This is a genomic window from Fuscovulum sp., assembly GCA_035192965.1.
Classification (GTDB): Bacteria; Pseudomonadota; Alphaproteobacteria; order Rhodobacterales; family Rhodobacteraceae; genus Paragemmobacter.
The window spans coordinates 2,356,560-2,375,328 of sequence record CP136571.1 but is presented as its reverse complement, the minus strand read 5'-3'; the positions used below and the strand labels follow the sequence as shown (position 1 = coordinate 2,375,328).

The following is an 18,769-nucleotide window of genomic DNA, read 5'->3' as shown; positions in this document are numbered from 1 at the left end:
TTTTCGCAGAAAAATCGTTGAGGTGCGTATAGCCTGACTGTGCAGACCGACGCACTGGAACACACCCATGCCCGCGCCCCTTTCCGGCATCACCATCCTTGATCTGACCCATGTCCTCGCAGGCCCCTTCTGCGCTACGACGCTGGCTGATCTGGGCGCGCGGGTGATCAAGGTGGAACGGCCCGGAACCGGGGATGATACCCGCGCCTTTCCCCCTTTCGTGCAGGGGGAGTCCGGCTATTTCGCGGCGCTGAACGCGGGCAAGCAATCCATTGCGCTCGATCTCAAGGCCACGCCCGACCGCGCGTTGTTTGACCGGTTGCTGGCGCGGGCGGATGTCGTGCTGGAAAACTATCGCCCCGGCGTGATGGAGCGGTTGGGCTATGGTTGGGATACCCTCCACACCCGCCACCCCCGGCTGATCTATGGCGCCGTGTCCGGCTTTGGCCATACCGGGCCCGAGGCAGGCAAGCCCGCCTATGACATGGTGGTGCAGGCGCGCGGCGGGGTGATGTCGATCACGGGCGAAGAAGGCGGCCCCCCGGTGCGGGTGGGGGCATCCATCGGGGATATCGTGGCGGGGATGTATCTGGCGCAGGGGGTATTGGCTGCGCTCTATGCCCGCGAAAGGACGGGGTTGGGGGCGAAGGTCGACATTGCCATGCTGGATGCCCAGATCGCCATTCAGGAGCACAGCCTTGCCATCACGGCGGCAACGGGCCATCCGCCCGGCCCCACCGGCGCGCGGCATCCGACGATCACGCCCTTTTCCACTTATCGCGCCGCGGATGGGTTCTTTGTGATTGCCGCCGGGAATGACGCGCTGTTTGCGCGGCTGTGCACTGCGCTGGCGTTGCCTTTGGCGGATGATCCGCGCTTTGCCAACAATGCCGCGCGGTGCGAGCATGTGCATCTTCTCAAACGCCTGATCGAAGCGGTGACGCTGGGCCATCCCGCCGCGCATTGGATCGCGGTGCTGGAGGCGGCCGGGGTTCCCACCGGCCGGGTGCAGACCATGCTGGAGGCGATGGCCGACCCGCAGGTTCTGGCGCGCAACATGGTGGTGCCGGTAGACCCCGCGCCGGGGGGGCCTGCCTTCACTGCGGCAGGCAATCCGATCAAGATGTCCACGCTGCCAGACCTTCATGCGCGTGGCCCTGCCCCCCGTCTGGACGGGGACCGCGCGGCGATCCTGCACTGGCTTGACGCGGGCGAACCCTGACCTGCCGCTATCCGGCATTGCAGACGCCGCCCCACGCCCTAGAACAGGCACACGAACAGGAGAAATGACCTTGCCCACCGCATGCGCCGTGGATTTCGCCGCCCTGCCCGATGAACGCTGGGATGATCCGGCGCGCGGGACGATCCAGTTTCGGACGCTGTTTTCCGCGCCTTCCACTGACAGCGATGAAATCACCTGCGGAGTCGCGATGATGGCAGCGGGGGATACCTTTCCGCTGCATTCCCATCCGCAGGCCGAGGTCTATTTCGGGCTGGAGGGCGAGGGTGAGGTCATGATCGATGGCACCCCCCACCGCCTTGCCCCCGGTGTTGCGCTTTACATCCCCGGGGGCGCCGTGCATGGCGTGCCGCAGGCGTATGGACCGCTGCGCTGGTTCTACACCTTCGCCGCCGATTCCTTTGCCGACATCCGCTATAGTTTTATCCACGAGACGGGACAGACCGCATGACCGCCGCCGCCCAAACCGCAACCGCCGCCACTGTTGAAGAAGCGCTGGTGATCTTTACCCCTTCGGGCAAGCGCGGACGGTTCCCGCTGGGCACACCGGTGCTGACAGCGGCGCGGCAGTTGGGCGTGGACCTTGATTCCGTTTGTGGCGGGCGGGGCATTTGCTCCAAATGCCAAATCACGCCCAGCTACGGCGATTTTTCCAAACATGGCGTGACGGTTGCCGATGACGCGCTGACGGAATGGAATTCGGTCGAGGAACGCTACAAATCCAAGCGCGGGATGCTGGATGGCCGCCGTCTGGGGTGCCAGGCCAAGGTGATGGGCGATGTCGTGATCGACGTGCCGCCGGAATCTCAGGTCCACAAGCAGGTGATCCGCAAGTCGGCCACCCAGCGCGACATCATTATGGACCCGGCGACCCGGCTTCTCTATGTCGAGGTGGCCGAGCCTGACATGCACGAACCCACGGGCGATTTCGAACGTCTGGCCATTGCCCTGCGCGATCAGTGGCAGGTGGAGGATGTGGCCGCCGACCTTTCGCTGATGCGCCGGTTGCAGCCGGTGCTGCGCAAGGGCGAGTGGAAGGTCACCGTCGCCCTGCACAAGGGCAACCATGATGGCACGCCGCGCATTCTGGACATCTGGCCGGGTTTCCATGACGGCGGGCTTTACGGGCTGGCCATCGACCTCGGCTCCACCACCATCGCGGCGCATCTGTGCGATCTGAAGGATGGGTCGGTGCTGGCCTCGTCCGGCCTGATGAACCCGCAGATCAGGTTCGGCGAAGATCTGATGAGCCGCGTGTCCTATGCGATGATGAACCCCGGCGGCGATGTCGAGATGACCCGCGCGGTACGCGAAGCGATCAATGGGCTGGCCCAGACCATCGCGCAGGAGGCGGGCATTGATCCGACCGCGATTTATGAGGTGGTCTTCGTCTGTAATCCTGTGATGCACCACCTGCTGTTGGGGATTGATCCGGTGGAACTGGGTCAGGCGCCCTTTGCGCTGGCCACCTCAGGTAGCATAAGTCTGGATGCGCGCGATCTGGACCTTCCCGCGCTGAACCGCGCGGCACGGGTCTATATCCTGCCCTGCATCGCAGGCCATGTCGGGGCCGACGCCGCTGCCGTTGCGCTGTCAGAGGAGCCCAACAAATCAAAGGACATGGTGCTGATCGTCGATGTCGGCACCAATGCCGAAATCCTGCTGGGCAATTCCACGCGGGTGCTGGCCTGTTCGTCGCCCACTGGCCCGGCCTTTGAAGGCGCGCAGATTTCCAGCGGGCAGCGCGCGGCACCGGGCGCGATCGAGCGGGTGGAAATCGATCCCGTGACAAAGGAGCCGCGTTTCAAGGTGATCGGCAGCGATCTTTGGTCCACCGATCCGGGCTTTGATGAGGCGACCAAGGGCTCTGGCATCACCGGCATCTGCGGTTCGGGAATCATCGAGGCGGTGGCAGAACTGCGCATGGCGGGCCTTCTGGACCCAGGCGGCCTGATCGGCAGCCCGGAACAGACCGGGACATGGCGCTGCACGCCCGAAGGGCGGACGCACAGCTATTTGCTGCATGATGGCAGTCTGGATGGCGGGCCGCGCATCATGGTGACGCAGGGCGATATCCGGGCGATCCAGCTTGCGAAATCGGCGCTTTATGCCGGGGCGCGGCTGTTGATGGATGAGATGGGCGTGGAAAAGGTCGACCGCGTCACGCTGGCCGGGGCATTTGGTGCGCATATCAGCCCGAAACACGCGATGGTGCTGGGGATGATCCCGGATGTGCCGCTGGACCATGTGACCAGCGCCGGCAATGCAGCCGGCACCGGCGCGCGGATCGCGCTGTGCAGCGTGGCGGCGCGCAACCAGATCGAAGCGACGGTGCATCAGATCCACAAGGTGGAAACTGCCATCGAGCCGAAGTTTCAGGAACATTTCGTCAATGCCAATGCCATTCCCCATGCAACGGACCCCTTCCCGGAACTGAACGCCATCGTCACCCTGCCTGACGTGAGCTTCAACGCGGGTGGTTCGGGCAGCGAGGGGCGGCGGCGGCGCCGTGGCTGAAAGGGCTTTCCTTCTGCGTGCGACGCCTTACAAACAGGGGGCAGACAAGCAGGGTAACCATGATTGACGAAGACCCGGTAGCCGATCTTCTGTCCCGGGTGGCCGCGCAGGACCGCGCGGCCTTTCGTGAACTTTATTCCAAGACTGCGTCGAAACTTCTGGGCGTGCTTCTGCGTATCCTAGGCACAAGGCCCGAGGCGGAGGATGCGCTTCAGGAAGTTTTCACCCGCATCTGGCTGCGAGCCGGACGCTTTGACGCAACGAAGGGGCGCGGCATGACCTGGCTCATCGCCATCGCGCGGAATCACGCCATCGACAGGCTGCGCGCCCGCCCGGACGAGTCGCTGCGCGACGATGCCGATGCGCTGGATACCGTGCGCGATGCCGCCCCAACGGCGGAAAACCGGCTGATCGCCTTGGGCGAAGCGGGCCGTATCGCCGAATGCTTTGCCACGCTGGAACCCGACAGGGCCGAGGCGGTGCGCGGGGCCTATCTGAACGGGCTGTCTTATGTCGACCTTGCCGCACGGTTTGACGTGCCTCTCAACACCATGCGGACATGGCTGCGGCGCAGCCTGCTGCGGCTGAGGGAGTGCATGGACGCATGACAACCGAAGACACCCCCTTGTCGCCACTGGATGCAGATGACGCGCTGGCCGCGGAATATGTGCTGGGCGTTCTGTCGCTGGCCGATCGCAGCGCCGTTGAGGCGCGGCTGAAGAATGACAGCGCCTTTGTGGCCCGTGTGGCCGCATGGGAAAACCGGCTGGCGCCGCTGAATGACGATTACGCCGAAGTGCCCGCCCCCGACCTGTTGCCCCGGATCGAGGCGCGGCTGTTCCCGGTTGCGGCCAAACCCGCCCGCCGCCCGCTGTTCGGTTGGCTGTCCGGTGCGGCGACTGCTGCCGCCATTGCCATTGGCGCAGTGGTCATGTTCACACCGCCTGCCCCGCCGCCCGTGGTGGCCACGCTGGGCGAGGCAGATGCAAGCCTGCGGTTCGAGGCGCGCTTTGACGGGCAGGCCCTGACCGTGACACGCGTGGCCGGGACGGCCGCGCCGGAAGGGCAGGTGCAGCAGCTTTGGATCATCGCACCGGATGCAGCCCCAGTGTCGCTGGGCCTGCTGGAGGGTGAGACCATCGCCGTCCCCTATCCCGAGGCCCCGGCCGGTTGGACACTGGCCGTGTCTGTGGAACCTGCTGGCGGGTCGCCCACGGGCGCACCGACCGGGCCGGTTGTCGCGGCAGGCGTGATAACGGACCTGTGATCCGAAAAATTTGCGGGGCTGAAACTTCTGCCCCGCACACCCCGTAACTTCCGGGCAAGGCAGCGAGAGCTGCTTCAACCTTGGGAGATACACGATGAAACTTCGCTTTGCTTTTCCGGCCCTGCTGCTGACCTCTGCGATGGCCATGGCCGCCAGCGATGGCAGCGAGAACCCGATGGTCGGCGGTGCGGCCATGTTCTCGGACAAGAACATCGTCGAGAACGCCGTGAATTCGGCTGATCACACAACGCTGGTTGCTGCCGTGCAGGCCGCCGGTCTGGTGGAAACGCTGCAGGGTGCAGGCCCGTTCACCGTTTTCGCGCCGACCAACGACGCTTTCGCCAAACTGCCGGCTGGCACCGTTGAAACGCTGCTGCTGCCCGAAAACAAGGACATGCTGACCAAGATCCTGACCTGCCACGTCGTGGCTGCGAATGCCATGTCGACCGACATCGTGAAAATGATCGCGGATGATGGCGGCATGCACAAGATCGGCACCGTTGGCGGCTGCGAATTCACCGCCGCGATGGATGGCGATGCAGTCAAGATCACCGATGGTCAGGGCAATGTTGCCACCGTCACGATTGCCGACGTGAAGCAGTCGAATGGCGTGATCCATGTGATCGACACGGTTCTGCTGCCCGCGAATTAATCGCAGGTGGCAGGCGCGGGCGGGGCCGTCACTCCCTGACCCGCGCACCTACCGCTTCTGGCGCCAATCTCTGTCCCCAAAACACAGGCGCTGGGGCGGGCAAGGGGGTTTCGGGGTATTTCGCCCGGAACCCCCTTGTCATTTTGCGCATCGTTCCGTTTCCTGACCGGCATGGAGCGGCGGTATCTTTTTCTTTTGTCTTCGGCACGGCCCGGCGGAAATTCCGCGCTGCTGGCGCAAAATGCGGCCATGGCCCTGCCCGTATCTGCACAGCATTGGATTGACCTGAGCGCGGCGCAGATTTCCCCCTATCGTGACCTTCGCCCCGCAACGGCGCAGCCTGTTGGCGATCTGGCTGCCATTATGGATGCCATGCGCGCCGCAAGCGATATCGTCATCGTGGCACCTGTCTACTGGTATGCCCTGCCCGCCCCGGCCAAGCTGCTGCTGGATCATTGGTCGGGCTGGTTTGATGCGACGGAAACGGGCTTTGCCGATTGGGCGCGGGAAAAGACCGTGCATCTGATCACAAGCCGCGCCGACCCTGAACCGACCGTTCCCGAATTGCTGGAGGCGATGGTCACAAGGTCCATCCTCTGGCTTGGCATGCGCTGGGGTGGCGCACTGCACGGGGTGGGCGATGCGGTGGGGGAAATCGCGCAGGACACGGCTGCAATGGCAGTGGCGGCGCGTTTCCTGATCGGAAACAAAGCCTGATCGGCCCAAAGATCGCTTGCCACAAGGGCCGGGGCCAACCTACGCTTTGGTATAGTCCATCATTGCCCCGGGGTTGCCATGTCCTTTCGCGCATCGATTTTCGCCACCGTCTGCGCCGTTCTGCTGCCCTATGCCGCGCTGGCCGAGGGGAAAAGCATCATCGTTCTGGACGCCTCGGGTTCCATGTGGGGGCAGATCGACGGGCGGGCAAAGCTGGAGATTGCGCGTGAGGCGCTGGCGGGTGTGCTGGCGGGGATTGATCCGGCCACCGAACTGGGCCTGATGGCCTATGGCCATCGCGAAAAAGGTTCGTGCAGCGATATCGAACTGGTCGTCCCCCCCGGACCCGGCACAGCGCAGGCCATCAGCGATGCCGCCGCGGGGATGAAATTCCTGGGCAAGACCCCGCTGTCCGAGGCGGTTCGTCAGGCAGCCGCCGAGTTGCGATCCACCGAGGCGAAGGCAACCGTTATCCTGATCACTGACGGGATCGAAACCTGCGATGCCGATCCCTGCGCTTTGGGAAATGAACTTGAGGCGTCAGGGGTGGATTTCACCACCCATGTCGTGGGCTTTGGCCTGACCGCCGAGGAAGGCAAGACCGTCGCCTGTCTGGCCGAGAATACGGGCGGAAAGTACATCGAGGCGAAGGATGCCTCATCCCTGTCTGATGCGCTCAAGACCACGGTGGCGGTGGCCGAACCAGAACCGGAACCGGCACCAGCGCCCGAACCCACCCCGCCCCCTGCCGCGCCGGATTACAACTTTGCCCCGCTGGCCTTTTTCGCACCGGGCGCGCCTGTGCCGGTCGAGGAGGGCACGGCCTTTGCGCTTTATCAGATTGCCAGCGACGGATCTTTGGGCGACCGCGTGACCACCGAATATGGCGAGGTGACGGTGACCATCGAGCCCGGAACCTACAAGCTGGAAACAAAGCTGGACGAAGTCACGGTGTTACAGGATGTGACCATCACCGCTGACGCCATCGCCGCGCCCGAGGTCATTCTGAACGCCGGTCGGGTGATCATCCACCCCAAGGGCAGTGCGGGCGGCCCGGATGAGGACAGCGCCGCCGTCCAATTGCTCAACGCCGCTGGGGAACGGCAAGGCACCTATTACGGCACGACCGATATCGTGGTGCCCGCGGGTGATCTGAACCTGCGGGTGGAGGTGGGCAATGCCTTTGCCACCCAGACCGTGGCCATCACCGCCGCCCAAACCACCGAGGTGGACATCATCGCCGAGGCCGGGCTTGCCGCCGTGGAAGGGTTCTATGTCGACGGCATGATGCTGGAGACAAACGCCCATTCCGTTGCGGTCTATCCGGTCAAGAAGAACCTTGATGGCTCGCGCGACCGCATCGCCACCGCCTATGGAGCGGGCAGCCAGTTCACCCTGCCGCCCGGGGACTATGTGGTGGAAGTGGGGCTTGATCTGGCCCTGGCCGAAGCGCCCTTTACCGTGAAGGGCGGCGAACGGGTGGATGTGTCGGTGGTGTTGAACGCAGGCGTGATGGCCGTGACGGCGCCGGGGGCATCGTCGATCCTTGTGATGTCGGGCAAGGCCAACATTTCGGGCGAACGGGAACGGCTGCACACCGAATACGGCGAGGCGATCAACCTGACCGCCGCAGCCGGCGACTATGTGATCGAGGCCTATCGCGGCGACCCCGCCGTGATGACCGAAGCACGGGTCACCGTGGTGGCGGGCGAACGGACCGAAATCACCGTTCCCTGACCCACTGCGGCGCGCGCCAAACCCGCTTGACGACGGCGCGCGGCTGGCTTACCTCAACCCCTGTTGCGGGTGTAGCTCAATGGCAGAGCAGCAGCTTCCCAAGCTGAATACGAGGGTTCGATTCCCTTCACCCGCTCCATCCCTTTCCTTCCTGCGCTCGTCTTGTTAGCAAGCGGCAAGCAATCAGGAAGGGATATCTCCATGAACAGTGACATCACCCGTATCGGCACCGGTGCCCGCATGTCCGAGGCCGTGGCCTATAATGGCATCGTCTGGCTGGCGGGTCAGGTCGGCAATCCCGGCAGCAGCGTGGCGGATCAGACCCGCCAATGCCTGGCCGAGGTGGACCGTATCCTCGCCGAGGCCGGAACGGACAAGACGCGCATCCTGTCTGCCCAGATTTGGCTGGCCGATATCGGCACCTTTGCCGAGATGAACGCCATCTGGGATGCATGGGTCCCGCAGGGCCACACCCCGGCACGGGCGACGGGCGAAGCGAAGCTGGCGACGCCGGATTATCTGGTCGAAGTCATCGTGACGGCGGCGTTGAGGTAATCAAATTTCTTCGAAGAAATTTGCAAAAATCTTCAAAGATTTTTGGCCCCCGGCGTGATGCGCCGGGGGTCTCTTTATCCGCGGAACCACGCGGCCAAAGCGGCGGTTGATCCGTCCTTGCCATCCGTGCCCTGATGCCCTTCCAGCACGGGTTGCAGCGCCAGCGCCAATTCCTTGCCCAGTTCCACCCCCCACTGGTCATAAGAGTTGATCCCAAGGATCACCCCTTCGACAAAGACCCGGTGTTCATAAAGCGCGATGATCTGGCCCAGCGTGAAGGGAGTCAGGCTGTCATAGGCCAGCGTGACCGAGGGGCGGTTGCCTGGGAACACGCGATGCCGGGCCTGCCGGTCCTGTTCCGCCCCGGTCAGACCTTTCTTCGCCATGATCGCGCGCGCCTCGTCCAGCGACCGGCCACGCAGCAGCGCCTCGGATTGCGCAAGGCAGTTCGACACGAGAAGCAGGTGCTGATGCGCCAGATCCGGCTCATGCCCCTGCCGGGCGATCAGAAACTCGCAGGGCACCACGCGGGTACCTTGATGGATCAACTGGTAAAAGGCGTGCTGGCCGTTCGTCCCCGGCTCGCCCCAGACGACAGGGCCGGAATGCATGGGCAGATCGGACCCGTCCATCGCCACGCGCTTGCCGTTGCTTTCCATCTCCAGCTGCTGAAGATAGGCGGGCAGGCGCGACAGGCGCTGGTCATAGGGCAGTACGGCGCGCGTGGCATGGCCGCAGATCTGATTGTGCCAGATGCCCACCAGCGCCAGCAAAACAGGCAGGTTCGAATCCAGCGGCGCAGATTGGAAATGCACGTCCATCGCCCGCCCCCCGGCGAGGAAGCCGCGAAAATCCTCTGGCCCCACGGCCAGCATCAGCGCAAGGCCGATGGGACCCCACATGGAATAGCGCCCGCCGACCCAATCCTCGAATCCAAAGACGCGGGAAGGGTCGATTCCGAAGGCAGCGGTCTTTTCTGCGGCGGTCGACACGGCGGCGAATTGCGCGGCAGGGTTCGTAACCTTGCCCGCCATCCAGACCCGCGCGGTTTCGGCGTTGGTCATCGTCTCGATTGTGGTGAATGTTTTGGAGGCCACGATCACCAGCGTGGTTTCCGGGTTCAGCCCGTGCAGCGTATCGGCGATATGCGCGCCATCGACGTTGGATACGTAATGGCAGCGCGGCCCATCGTGATAAGGCGCCAGCGCAAGTGTTGCCATGGCGGGGCCAAGGTCGGACCCGCCGATCCCGATATTGACCACATCGGTGATCCGGCCGCCCTGCCCTATGAAGCGGCCATCGCGCACGTCGCGCGCGAACGCCTCCATCCGGGCCAGAGTTGCAGTGATGCCGGGGGTGACGTTCACGCCCTCGACCATCACCGGGCCATCCAGATCGCGCAGAGCGGTGTGCAGGACGGCGCGGCCTTCTGTTTCGTTGATCTTGACGCCACCGAACATGGCGGCGCGTTTGGCCTCTACCCCCGATGCGGCGGCAAGAGCGACCAGCAGTTTCCGTCCATCGGCATCGACATTGGTTTTTGACCAATCCAGACGCATCCCATCGGCAATGGCGGTAAAGGCCCCTGCCCTGTTGGCATCGGCGAACAGATCAAGGATGCGGCGATCCTTGACCGCCTGATGATGTGCGGCCAGCTCGGCCCATTCCTGTTTCATCACTCACTCCGCCCAATGCACAATTGCGTTGTCCAGCACGGCGCGCACTGGCGCCTCTTCCGGGGTTAGCGAAAGCGCGCGCTCCAATGCTTCGCGCTTCTCTTCACCCACGATCAGGATATGAATGTTCATCGCGCCCTTCAGCACTGGCGCGGTCAGCGTCACGCGGGGCTCGCCTGCCGCCTCGGCCCGCATGGGCAGAAGGATCGGTGCATCCGGGGCCAGCGCCTCGGCCAGTCGATCCGCGCCGGGGAACAGGCTAGCGGTGTGCATGTCGGCCCCCATGCCCAGCAGCAGCACCGAAATCGGCAGATGCGGGCGCAGGCCTTCGGCAAGGTCGTCCAACACGCCTTCGGGCGTCTCTGCCGGGGAAAAAAGCGGGATCAGGTTCGCCGCCGCTGCCTTGCCACGCAGGAGGCGTTCGCGCAGCAGGCGGGTGTTGGATCGGGGGCTGTCCTCGGCCACCCAGCGTTCATCGTTCAGGAACACGGCCACATTGGCCCAATCCAGATCAACGCCGGACAGCGTGTCAAAGATTGGCCCCGGTGTGGTGCCACCCGGCACGCAAAGCGAGGCCCGCCCTTCCCGCCGCAGGAAATCCGCCAACTGACCCGCAATCACATTGGCCAGCCCCAGCATCAGGAATTCCCGGTCGGGATAGACCTCAAGTTTCATTCGCGGATCTCCCGCCAGCGACGGCCATCGCGGTGCATCAGCATCAGCGCATCCTCGGGGCCTGAGGAGCCAGGATCATAGCCCTGCGGACGATCCCCCCGCGCCTCCCACCCGGCGATAATCGGGTCGGCCCAGGCCCAGGCGGCCTCGACCTCATCCCCGCGCATGAACAGGGTCTGGTTGCCCCGGATCACATCCATGATCAGCCGTTCATAGGCATCGGGAATATCCTCGGCCTCAGCCCCCAGCGCATCGGCAAAGGACATGTCCAGCGGCACCTGCATCAGGCGCATACCCCCCGGCCCCGGTTCCTTGATCATCATCATCAGGTTCATGCCTTCATTCGGCTGCAACCGGATCACCAGCACGTTTTCACGCCAACCAGACGCATCATCAAAGATCGAATGCGGCGGTTCCTTGAAGGTGATCGCAATCTCGGACGCCCGCGCACGCAGCCGTTTGCCCGTGCGCAGATAGAAGGGCGTGTTCTTCCAGCGCCAGTTCGAGATATGGCATTTCAGCGCGATATAGCTTTCGGTCCGCGACGCCGGGTTTTCCGAATGTTCGACATAGCCGCCCTGCCCGCCACCCGGCAGATACTGCCCGCGCACGATATCTTCGGGCTTCACCGGATCAAGCGCGCGGATCACCTTCAGCTTTTCATCCCGCACGGCATCGGGGTCAAAGTGATAGGGCGGTTCCATCGCGATCAGACACAGCAACTGCATCATGTGGTTTTGGACCATGTCCCGCATGGCACCGGACTTGTCGTAATACGCGCCGCGTCCTTCGACACCCACGGTTTCTGCCACGGTGATCTGGACATGGTCGATGTATTCGGCCTTCCAGAGCGGTTCGAAAAGGATGTTGGCGAAGCGCACCGCCATCAGGTTCTGAACCGTTTCCTTGCCCAGATAATGGTCGATCCGGTAGATCTGATGTTCGTCGAAATGCTGTGCCAGCACCGCGTTCAGCGCGCGCGCGCTGGCCAAATCGCGGCCAAAGGGTTTTTCCACCACGATACGGCTTTGAGGATCGGCGATGTCATGGGCGTGCAGGCGTTCGGCGATGTCGCCAAACAGCGTGGGCGCGACCGAAAAGTAGAAGGCCCGCACCACGCCGGGCCGCATCAGCGCCTTGAGAGTATCCCAGCCCCCGGTGCCCTGCGCATCAATTGAAACATAACCGATCCGTTCGATGAACCCGGCAATCTGCGCCGGATCGCGCCGCGCGGCGGGAACAAATTCGGCAATGGCCTCTGCCACCATGGTGCGAAATGCTGTCTCGGTCAGGTCAGCCCGTGCCGCGCCGATGATCCGGCTGTCGGCGGTCATCTGCCCCGACAGAAAGCGGCGATACAGCCCCGGCAGGATCTTGCGCCGGGCCAGATCGCCCGTGCCACCAAAGATCACAAGGTCGAACGGATCGACCGGGATGACGCGCGAAACCATGACTGTCCCTCGTTCTTGGGCTTTTGCCCCACACTTGGTCAGCGCCTTTGTTAGCGCTAACGATGCTGCTTTTACCCCTGCAACCCGCGCGAGTCTAGCACCGCTGCGCCGCAGCGCAAACGCCCGCTTGTGGAAGGTGGCGGAAAGCGACAGTCGGCGGGCATCGCATCGCTATGCCACAACGGCAAAGGTTTGCGCTACGGTGCGTTTGGTTCAGCCTTCATCAACGCCCTGCCAGCGCACCCGCATCAGGCCCGGCTCCGCCACCAACCGCTGCACGGCAAGCTCCAGCATCTCTTCTGTGACGCCTTCACCCGTGACGGTGGCCGACAGGTCCAGACCATCACCCGTCTCTGCCGCGCGCAATTCAACCTCGCTCAGATGCAGCCCGCCGATGGTCAGCGTCCGCAGGACAAGCGCCCGCACCACCGCCTCTTGATCCCCCCGGCAGGTGATCACCACCCTGTAGGATCGGCTGATCGGCACCCCGGCCTTGGTCTTGCGCTTCAACCATTTGACCAGGGGGCGCAGGCCCAGGTTGATGAACACGACAAGCCCCGTCAGCAACACGGCATAGGGCCACGCCCCCGCCCCGGCCATCATGCCCACGGCGGCCGAACACCAAAGCGTTGCCGCTGTATTCAGCCCGTGAACGTTGAACCCGTCACGAAAGATGATCCCGGCACCCAGAAACCCGATGCCAGAAACGATCTGGGCTGCCACCCGCGTCGGGCTGACCTCATCAGGGTAAAGCCCCGAAAACGTGACAAAAGCCGCCGCCCCCAGCGCGACAAGCGCATTTGTCCGCAGCCCCGCCATGCGCTGGCGCACCTGTCGTTCCGATCCGATCAGCGCGCCGCAGAAAACCGCCACCGACAGGTTCAGCGCCGCCAGTTGCAGCGGAAGCGGGAAAAACGCGGTCAGCATGGGCACCCCCTTGAGCAAAGCCCAAGATCACCGCCCCCGTTGGGAAATGTAAAGGATTTGTAACGACTATATGACAGTCAAACCCGTCACGCGACCCATGCGCGACGACAGGGACACCGTCACGCGTCCAGTTCGGCATCCCAATAGAGGTAATCCATCCAGCTTTCATGCAGGTGGTTGGGCGGGAACTTTCGCCCATGCGACTGCATTTCTTCGGCGGTTGGCGGGCGCGGGACGCGGCGCAGATGCAGGCCCGACTGGCGCAGCGTCTTTGATCCCTTGCGCAGGTTGCAGGGCGAACAGGCCGCCACCACGTTTTCCCAACTTGTCACCCCACCGCGTGACCGGGGCAGGACGTGATCAAAGGTCAGGTCGCCCTTGGCCCCGCAATATTGGCAGGAAAATTCGTCCCGCAGAAAAAGATTGAAGCGCGTGAATGCCACGCGCTTCTGGGGTTTGACGAATTCTTTCAGCACCACGACCGAAGGTATGCGGAACTCTTGCCTCTGGCTGCGAACCACGTGGTCGTATTCCGCCACGATCTGCACCCGGTCCAGAAACGCCGCCTTGATCGCCTCTTGCCAGGGCCAAAGGCTGAGCGGGTAATAGCTCAGTGGCCGATAATCGGCATTCAGCACCAGCGCCGGATAGTGCTTCAGCGCGGCTGGGTCGCGTACAAACTGTGTCCTGAAATCGCCGTCCATACTTTGCCAGACTCCGCCTTCATCCTGCCATCTTGCGATGCAGGGCGGGGAGCCCCGCCCCAGCACATCGACTATATCTGGCGGAAGACCTGTGGCAAGCCCCTCAAGCTGTGGTGGCCTGTCACATCCGCCTGATCCTTGCATAGACCGGCTACATGACACGGACGTGACCGTGACGCCCAAACCTGCGGCAGGATGCGGCAGGATCGGGCAGCCTTTTGATGCCACATGCCCAGCCGCCAAAAGGAAAGGGCGGCCCGGTTGTTCCGGACCGCCCCCGTATGCATTCTTGCCGTAGGTCAGGCTGCGGCTTCGACCGCGCGCTTGGTCAGCACCTTCACCAGATTGGCGCGATAGGCGGGTGTGCCGTGCAGATCGCCGATCATTCCGGTCGAATCCACCGTCAGCCCCGCCACTGCGCTGGCGGCAAAGTTGCCCGACAGCGCAGCCTCGGCATCTGCCCAGCGGAAGACGCCATTGTTGCTGGCCCCTGTCACCGCCACCCGCACGCCATCGGCGAACTTGGCAACGAAGACGGCGGTCAGGGCAAAGCGGCTGGCGGGTTGGTTGAACTTAACATAGGCCGCCTTTTGCGGGACGGGGAAGGTCACGCCGGTGATGATCTCACCCTCTTCCAGCGCTGTGGTGAACATGCCCTGGAAATAGTCATCCGCCGCGATCTTGCGCCGGTTGGTCACCACGGTTGCGCCCGATGCCAGCACCGCCGCCGGATAGCAGGCGGCAGGGTCGTTGTTGGCAAGGCTGCCGCCGATGGTTCCGCGATTGCGGACCGCCGGGTCACCGATGCCGCCTGCCAGATGGGCCAACGCAGGGTAATGCGCCAGCGCCTCCTTGGCCACTGTTGCGTGCGGCGTGGCGGCCCCGATCGACAGGCCATCAGACCCAAGGCAGACGCCCTTCATCTCGGCGATCCCGGTCAGGCTGACCAGAACTGTGGGTGCCGCAAGGCGCTGCTTCATCGTGGGCGTCAAGGTTTGCCCGCCCGAAAGCGCCTGCGCGCCTTCGTTCGACAGGGCCTTGACCGCATCCGCGATGGACGAGGGTTTCACGAAATCGAAGTTATGCATGTCCGTTCCTCCCTCAACCGTTGATCGCCGCCCATACCCGTGCCGGAGACACGGGCATGTCGATATGCTTGACGTGGGTCATCCCGCCCCGATGCAGGGCGTCGATCACCGCATTCACCACCGCAGGCGGTGATCCGATGGCGCCAGCCTCGCCGCAGCCCTTCACCCCCAGCGGGTTATGCGTGCAGGGCGTGATGCAGGAATGATCCACCGTATAGAACGGCACATCATCGGCTCGCGGCATGGCGTAATCCATATAGGACGCCGTCAGCAGCTGGCCGTTTTCATCATAGGTGGTGTTTTCCAGCAGGGCCTGACCGATCCCCTGCCCCACACCGCCATGAACCTGCCCCTCGACGATCATCGGGTTCATCACATGGCCGAAGTCGTCGGCACAAGTGAAGGAGGCGATGTCGACCTTGCCAGTCTCGGCATCCACTTCCACTTCGCAGAGATAGGCCCCCGCCGGATAGGTGAAGTTGGCCGGGTCATAGAAGGCCGTTTCCTCCAGCCCCGGCTCCAGCGTTTCCAGCGGATAGTTGTGCGGGACATAGGCCGAGAAGGCGATTTCGCCGAAGCTTTTCGCCTTGTCCGTGCCGGTCACGCTGAACTTGCCATCGGCAAAGACGATGTCGTTCTCGGACGCTTCCAGCATATGGGCCGCGATCTTCTTTCCCTTGGCAATGATCTTGTCCACCGCCTTGGTCATGGCCGAACCGCAGACCGCCAAGGAACGCGAACCGTACGACCCCATGCCGAAGGGGATCTTCGATGTATCGCCATGCACAATCTCGACCGAGCTTTCGGGAATGCCCAACTGTTCGGCCACGATCTGCGCGAACACCGTTTCATGCCCCTGCCCGTGGCTATGCGCCCCGGTCATCACGCTGATATTGCCGGTGGCATTCACCCGCACGGTGGCCGCGTCGTAAAGACCGACGCGCGAGCCGAGGACGCCTACAAGGTTCGACGGTGCGATGCCACAAGCCTCGATCCAGGTGGAAAGCCCCATCCCGCGCAGTTTGCCCTTGGCCTTGGATTCCGCCGCGCGCTTGTCGAACCCGGCCACGTCGGCCAGTTCGATCAGCTTGTCCAGCGTCGCCTGATAGTTGCCGGTGTCATACACAAGGCCCACGGGCGTGGTGTAGGGGAACTGGTCCGGCTGGATCAGGTTCTTGCGGCGCACCTCGAACGGGTCAAGGCCCAGCTCGCGGCACATCTTGTCGACCACACGTTCGATGCTGAACGTGGCCTCGGGGCGGCCCGCGCCGCGATAGGCGTCGACGGGGGCGGTGTTGGTGAACACCGTCTTCACGTTCACATAGACATGCGGCACCTTATAGGGGCCGGCCATCAGAGTGCCATGCAGGAAGGTGGGCGTCGCGGTCGAGAAGTTCGACAGATAGGCCCCCACATTCGCCAGCGTTTCCGTGCGGATCGCAAGGATTTCACCGTCCTTGGTGGAGGCCAGTTCGATCTTGGTCACATGGTCGCGGCCATGCGCATCGGTGAGGAAGCTTTCCGACCGTTCCGCCGTCCAGCGCACGGGGCGGCCCAGCTTGCGCGATGCGGCAAGGACCAGCGCCTCTTCGCCATAGTGATAGATCTTCGAGCCAAAGCCGCCGCCCACGTCGGGGGCCACGACTGTCAGCTTGTTCTCCGGAATGCCCAGCACGAAGGCCGAAACCAACAGACGCGTCAGATGCGGGTTCTGGCTGGTGGTGGTCAGCTTGTAATCGCCCGTGCCGGGGTAGTACTCGCCGATGGAGGAACGCGGTTCCATCGCATTGGGCACCAGACGGTTGTTCACCAGTTCCAGCGTCGTCACATGCGGTGCGGATTTGAACGCGGCGTCCACGGCGGCGCGGTTATCTTCGATCCAACCCCAATCAAAGCACAGGTTGTCCGGGATCTCGTCATGCACGCGGTTCGACGCATCGGCCACGGCCTTTTTCATGTCGACGATGGCGGGCAATTCTTCGATATCGCTGTCATCGGCCAGTTGCTGGGCTGCATCCTTGGCCTGATTGTAGGTTTCCGCGATGACGGCGGCATAGGCGTCGCCCACATGGCGAACCTTGCCATGGGCCAGCACCGGGCGCTTGGGTTCGCGCATCGGCGTGCCATCGCGGCTGTTGATCAGCCAGCCCGCCGGGTTGCCGCCCACATCCTTGAAATCCTCGCCGGTGAAGATGGCCAGCACGCCGGGCATTGCGGCGGCGGTGGCGGTGTTGATCGCCTTGATCCGCCCATGCGCCACGTTCGACCGGACAAAGACCGCAAAGGTCTGTGCGTGCAGCGTAAGGTCATCGGTGTAATTTCCGCGCCCCGACAGGAAGCGCACATCTTCGCGCCGCTTCGAGCTGGCGCCGATCCCGTAATCCTTTGGCATCTGAATCCCTCCCTGAAGTTGCGGTTATTCGGCGGCCATCGCGGCTGCATCCTGCCCGGATGCCGCCAGCACAGCCTTGACGATGTTATGATACCCGGTGCAGCGGCAGATATTGCCTTCCAGATAATGCCGGATCTCGGCCTCGCTCGGCTTGGGGTTTTCGGCCAGCAGGGCGGCGGAAGACATCACCATGCCCGGCGTGCAGAAGCCGCATTGCAGGCCGTGATGATCCTGAAACGCCTGCTGGACCACCGACAGCGACCCATCGGCATTGATCATGCCTTCGATGGTCTTGACATTGGCCCCGGCCGCATCGGCGGCGAACATGGTGCAGGATTTCACGGCCTTGCCGTCGACATGCACCACGCAGGCCCCGCATTGCGACGTGTCGCAACCGACATGGGTGCCGGTCAGACCCAGCCCTTCGCGCAGAAAGGACGACAGCAGCGTGCGCCCCTCGGTCTCGGCCGAAACGACCTTGCCGTTCACGGTCATCGTGACTTTCGTCATGGTTTTCCTCCCTTGGAAATCCCTGGGTAATGAATTGCCCGCCGGTTCAGCCGATCAGCTTTTTGAACCAGCCCTTTTTCTTTTCGCCTTCGCCTTCGCCCTCGGCTACAGCCTCGGCCTCGTCTTCCTGCGGGCCTTCGACGGCGGCCTGAAAGCGGGTGAAGAATTCATCCGCCATCTTCTTGGCAAAGCCGTCGATGATCCGGCTGCCAAGCTGGGCGATCTTGCCGCCCACATTGGCATCCACTTCATATGTCAGCCGTGTACCCGCCTCGCTGGGTTCCAGCGTCACCGCAGCGCTGCCCTTGGCAAAACCAGCCGGGCCGCCCTTGCCTTCGCCGCTGATCTTCAGGCTTTTGCCTTCGATCCGGTCGCTGATCGACACCGCCCCTTTGAAGGTGGCCTTCACCGGGCCGACCTTCTGGGTCACTACGGCCTCGAACCCCTCTTCCGGGCTGCCGGTCATGCTTTCGCATCCCGGCACGCATTCCTTCAGAACATCGGGGTTCAGGATGGCCGCCCAGACTGTTGCTGGGTCTGCCTTGATTTCTCGAAAATCGCTAAGCTGCATGTCTCTTCCCTCGTCTTGGCATCAGACTAAGCGGCAGGCGCGTCGCCCGATATGGAACAATGGTCGTATAGGCGGGGTCGCGGCAGGCTC

Annotated in this window: 18 protein-coding genes and 1 tRNA gene; 10 read left to right on the top strand and 9 right to left on the bottom strand. The window is 63.4% G+C overall.

The features are described from left to right. Positions 1-67: 67 nt before the first annotated feature. The 10 genes from RSE12_11655 to RSE12_11610 all read left to right on the top strand — a co-directional run bounded on the left by RSE12_11655 (position 68) and on the right by RSE12_11610 (position 8,685). Positions 68-1,222, top strand: coding sequence for a CoA transferase (locus tag RSE12_11655; protein ID WRH61049.1), 1,155 nt, complete (start codon positions 68-70; stop codon positions 1,220-1,222). Positions 1,223-1,292: 70 nt separating this feature from the next. Beyond that, a complete protein-coding gene (locus RSE12_11650; protein ID WRH61048.1) occupies positions 1,293-1,691 on the top strand; it encodes a cupin domain-containing protein in 399 nt (132 codons plus the stop codon). Then, complete coding sequence (locus tag RSE12_11645) at positions 1,688-3,757, top strand: ASKHA domain-containing protein (protein WRH61047.1); 2,070 nt, start codon at positions 1,688-1,690, stop codon at positions 3,755-3,757. The genes RSE12_11650 and RSE12_11645 overlap by 4 nt, the downstream gene beginning before the upstream one ends. A 59-nt stretch (positions 3,758-3,816) precedes the next feature. Further along, entirely contained in the window at positions 3,817-4,365 is a 549-nt protein-coding gene (locus RSE12_11640) for a sigma-70 family RNA polymerase sigma factor (GenBank protein WRH61046.1), read from the top strand. After that, complete coding sequence (locus RSE12_11635) at positions 4,362-5,024, top strand: anti-sigma factor (protein ID WRH61045.1); 663 nt, start codon at positions 4,362-4,364, stop codon at positions 5,022-5,024. Before RSE12_11640 ends, RSE12_11635 begins: the two co-directional genes overlap by 4 nt. A 139-nt stretch (positions 5,025-5,163) precedes the next feature. Beyond that, positions 5,164-5,676, top strand: a complete 513-nt coding sequence (locus tag RSE12_11630; GenBank protein WRH64808.1) for a fasciclin domain-containing protein — start codon at positions 5,164-5,166, stop codon at positions 5,674-5,676. A gap of 171 nt (positions 5,677-5,847) precedes the next feature. Continuing rightward, positions 5,848-6,393 (top strand): NAD(P)H-dependent oxidoreductase, encoded by a 546-nt coding sequence (locus RSE12_11625; protein WRH64807.1) that lies wholly within the window; start codon positions 5,848-5,850, stop codon positions 6,391-6,393. A 78-nt stretch (positions 6,394-6,471) separates the two neighbouring features. Next, positions 6,472-8,130 carry a VWA domain-containing protein gene (locus RSE12_11620; GenBank protein WRH61044.1) on the top strand — a complete coding sequence of 553 codons (1,659 nt, stop codon included), beginning with the start codon at positions 6,472-6,474 and terminating at the stop codon, positions 8,128-8,130. 65 nt (positions 8,131-8,195) lie between these two features. Then, positions 8,196-8,269: transfer RNA gene (locus RSE12_11615), tRNA-Gly, on the top strand. Positions 8,270-8,331: 62 nt separating this feature from the next. Beyond that, the gene (locus RSE12_11610) at positions 8,332-8,685 is read left to right on the top strand and encodes a RidA family protein (protein ID WRH61043.1); all 354 of its coding nucleotides are present in this window, start codon (positions 8,332-8,334) and stop codon (positions 8,683-8,685) included. A gap of 74 nt (positions 8,686-8,759) precedes the next feature. Here RSE12_11610 and pgi read toward each other — a convergent pair whose 3' ends face one another. The 9 genes from pgi to RSE12_11565 form a co-directional block, all read right to left on the bottom strand. After that, entirely contained in the window at positions 8,760-10,361 is a 1,602-nt protein-coding gene (pgi, locus tag RSE12_11605) for a glucose-6-phosphate isomerase (protein WRH61042.1), read from the bottom strand. A gap of 3 nt (positions 10,362-10,364) precedes the next feature. Then, entirely contained in the window at positions 10,365-11,036 is a 672-nt protein-coding gene (gene pgl, locus RSE12_11600; GenBank protein WRH61041.1) for a 6-phosphogluconolactonase, read from the bottom strand. After that, positions 11,033-12,487, bottom strand: coding sequence for a glucose-6-phosphate dehydrogenase (gene zwf / locus RSE12_11595; GenBank protein WRH61040.1), 1,455 nt, complete (start codon positions 12,485-12,487; stop codon positions 11,033-11,035). The genes pgl and zwf overlap by 4 nt, the downstream gene beginning before the upstream one ends. 213 nt (positions 12,488-12,700) lie before the next feature. After that, positions 12,701-13,414, bottom strand: coding sequence for an MgtC/SapB family protein (locus RSE12_11590; protein WRH61039.1), 714 nt, complete (start codon positions 13,412-13,414; stop codon positions 12,701-12,703). 119 nt (positions 13,415-13,533) lie between these two features. Beyond that, complete coding sequence (locus tag RSE12_11585; GenBank protein ID WRH61038.1) at positions 13,534-14,118, bottom strand: HNH endonuclease; 585 nt, start codon at positions 14,116-14,118, stop codon at positions 13,534-13,536. Positions 14,119-14,417: 299 nt separating this feature from the next. Beyond that, the gene (locus RSE12_11580; protein WRH61037.1) at positions 14,418-15,206 is read right to left on the bottom strand and encodes a xanthine dehydrogenase family protein subunit M; all 789 of its coding nucleotides are present in this window, start codon (positions 15,204-15,206) and stop codon (positions 14,418-14,420) included. A 13-nt stretch (positions 15,207-15,219) separates the two neighbouring features. Continuing rightward, complete coding sequence (locus RSE12_11575; GenBank protein ID WRH61036.1) at positions 15,220-17,598, bottom strand: xanthine dehydrogenase family protein molybdopterin-binding subunit; 2,379 nt, start codon at positions 17,596-17,598, stop codon at positions 15,220-15,222. A 24-nt stretch (positions 17,599-17,622) separates the two neighbouring features. Further along, positions 17,623-18,108: a (2Fe-2S)-binding protein gene (locus RSE12_11570; GenBank protein WRH61035.1), complete on the bottom strand. Its 486-nt coding sequence runs from the start codon at positions 18,106-18,108 to the stop codon at positions 17,623-17,625. 46 nt (positions 18,109-18,154) lie between these two features. Next, complete coding sequence (locus RSE12_11565) at positions 18,155-18,679, bottom strand: carbon monoxide dehydrogenase subunit G (GenBank protein ID WRH61034.1); 525 nt, start codon at positions 18,677-18,679, stop codon at positions 18,155-18,157. Positions 18,680-18,769: the final 90 nt, after the last annotated feature.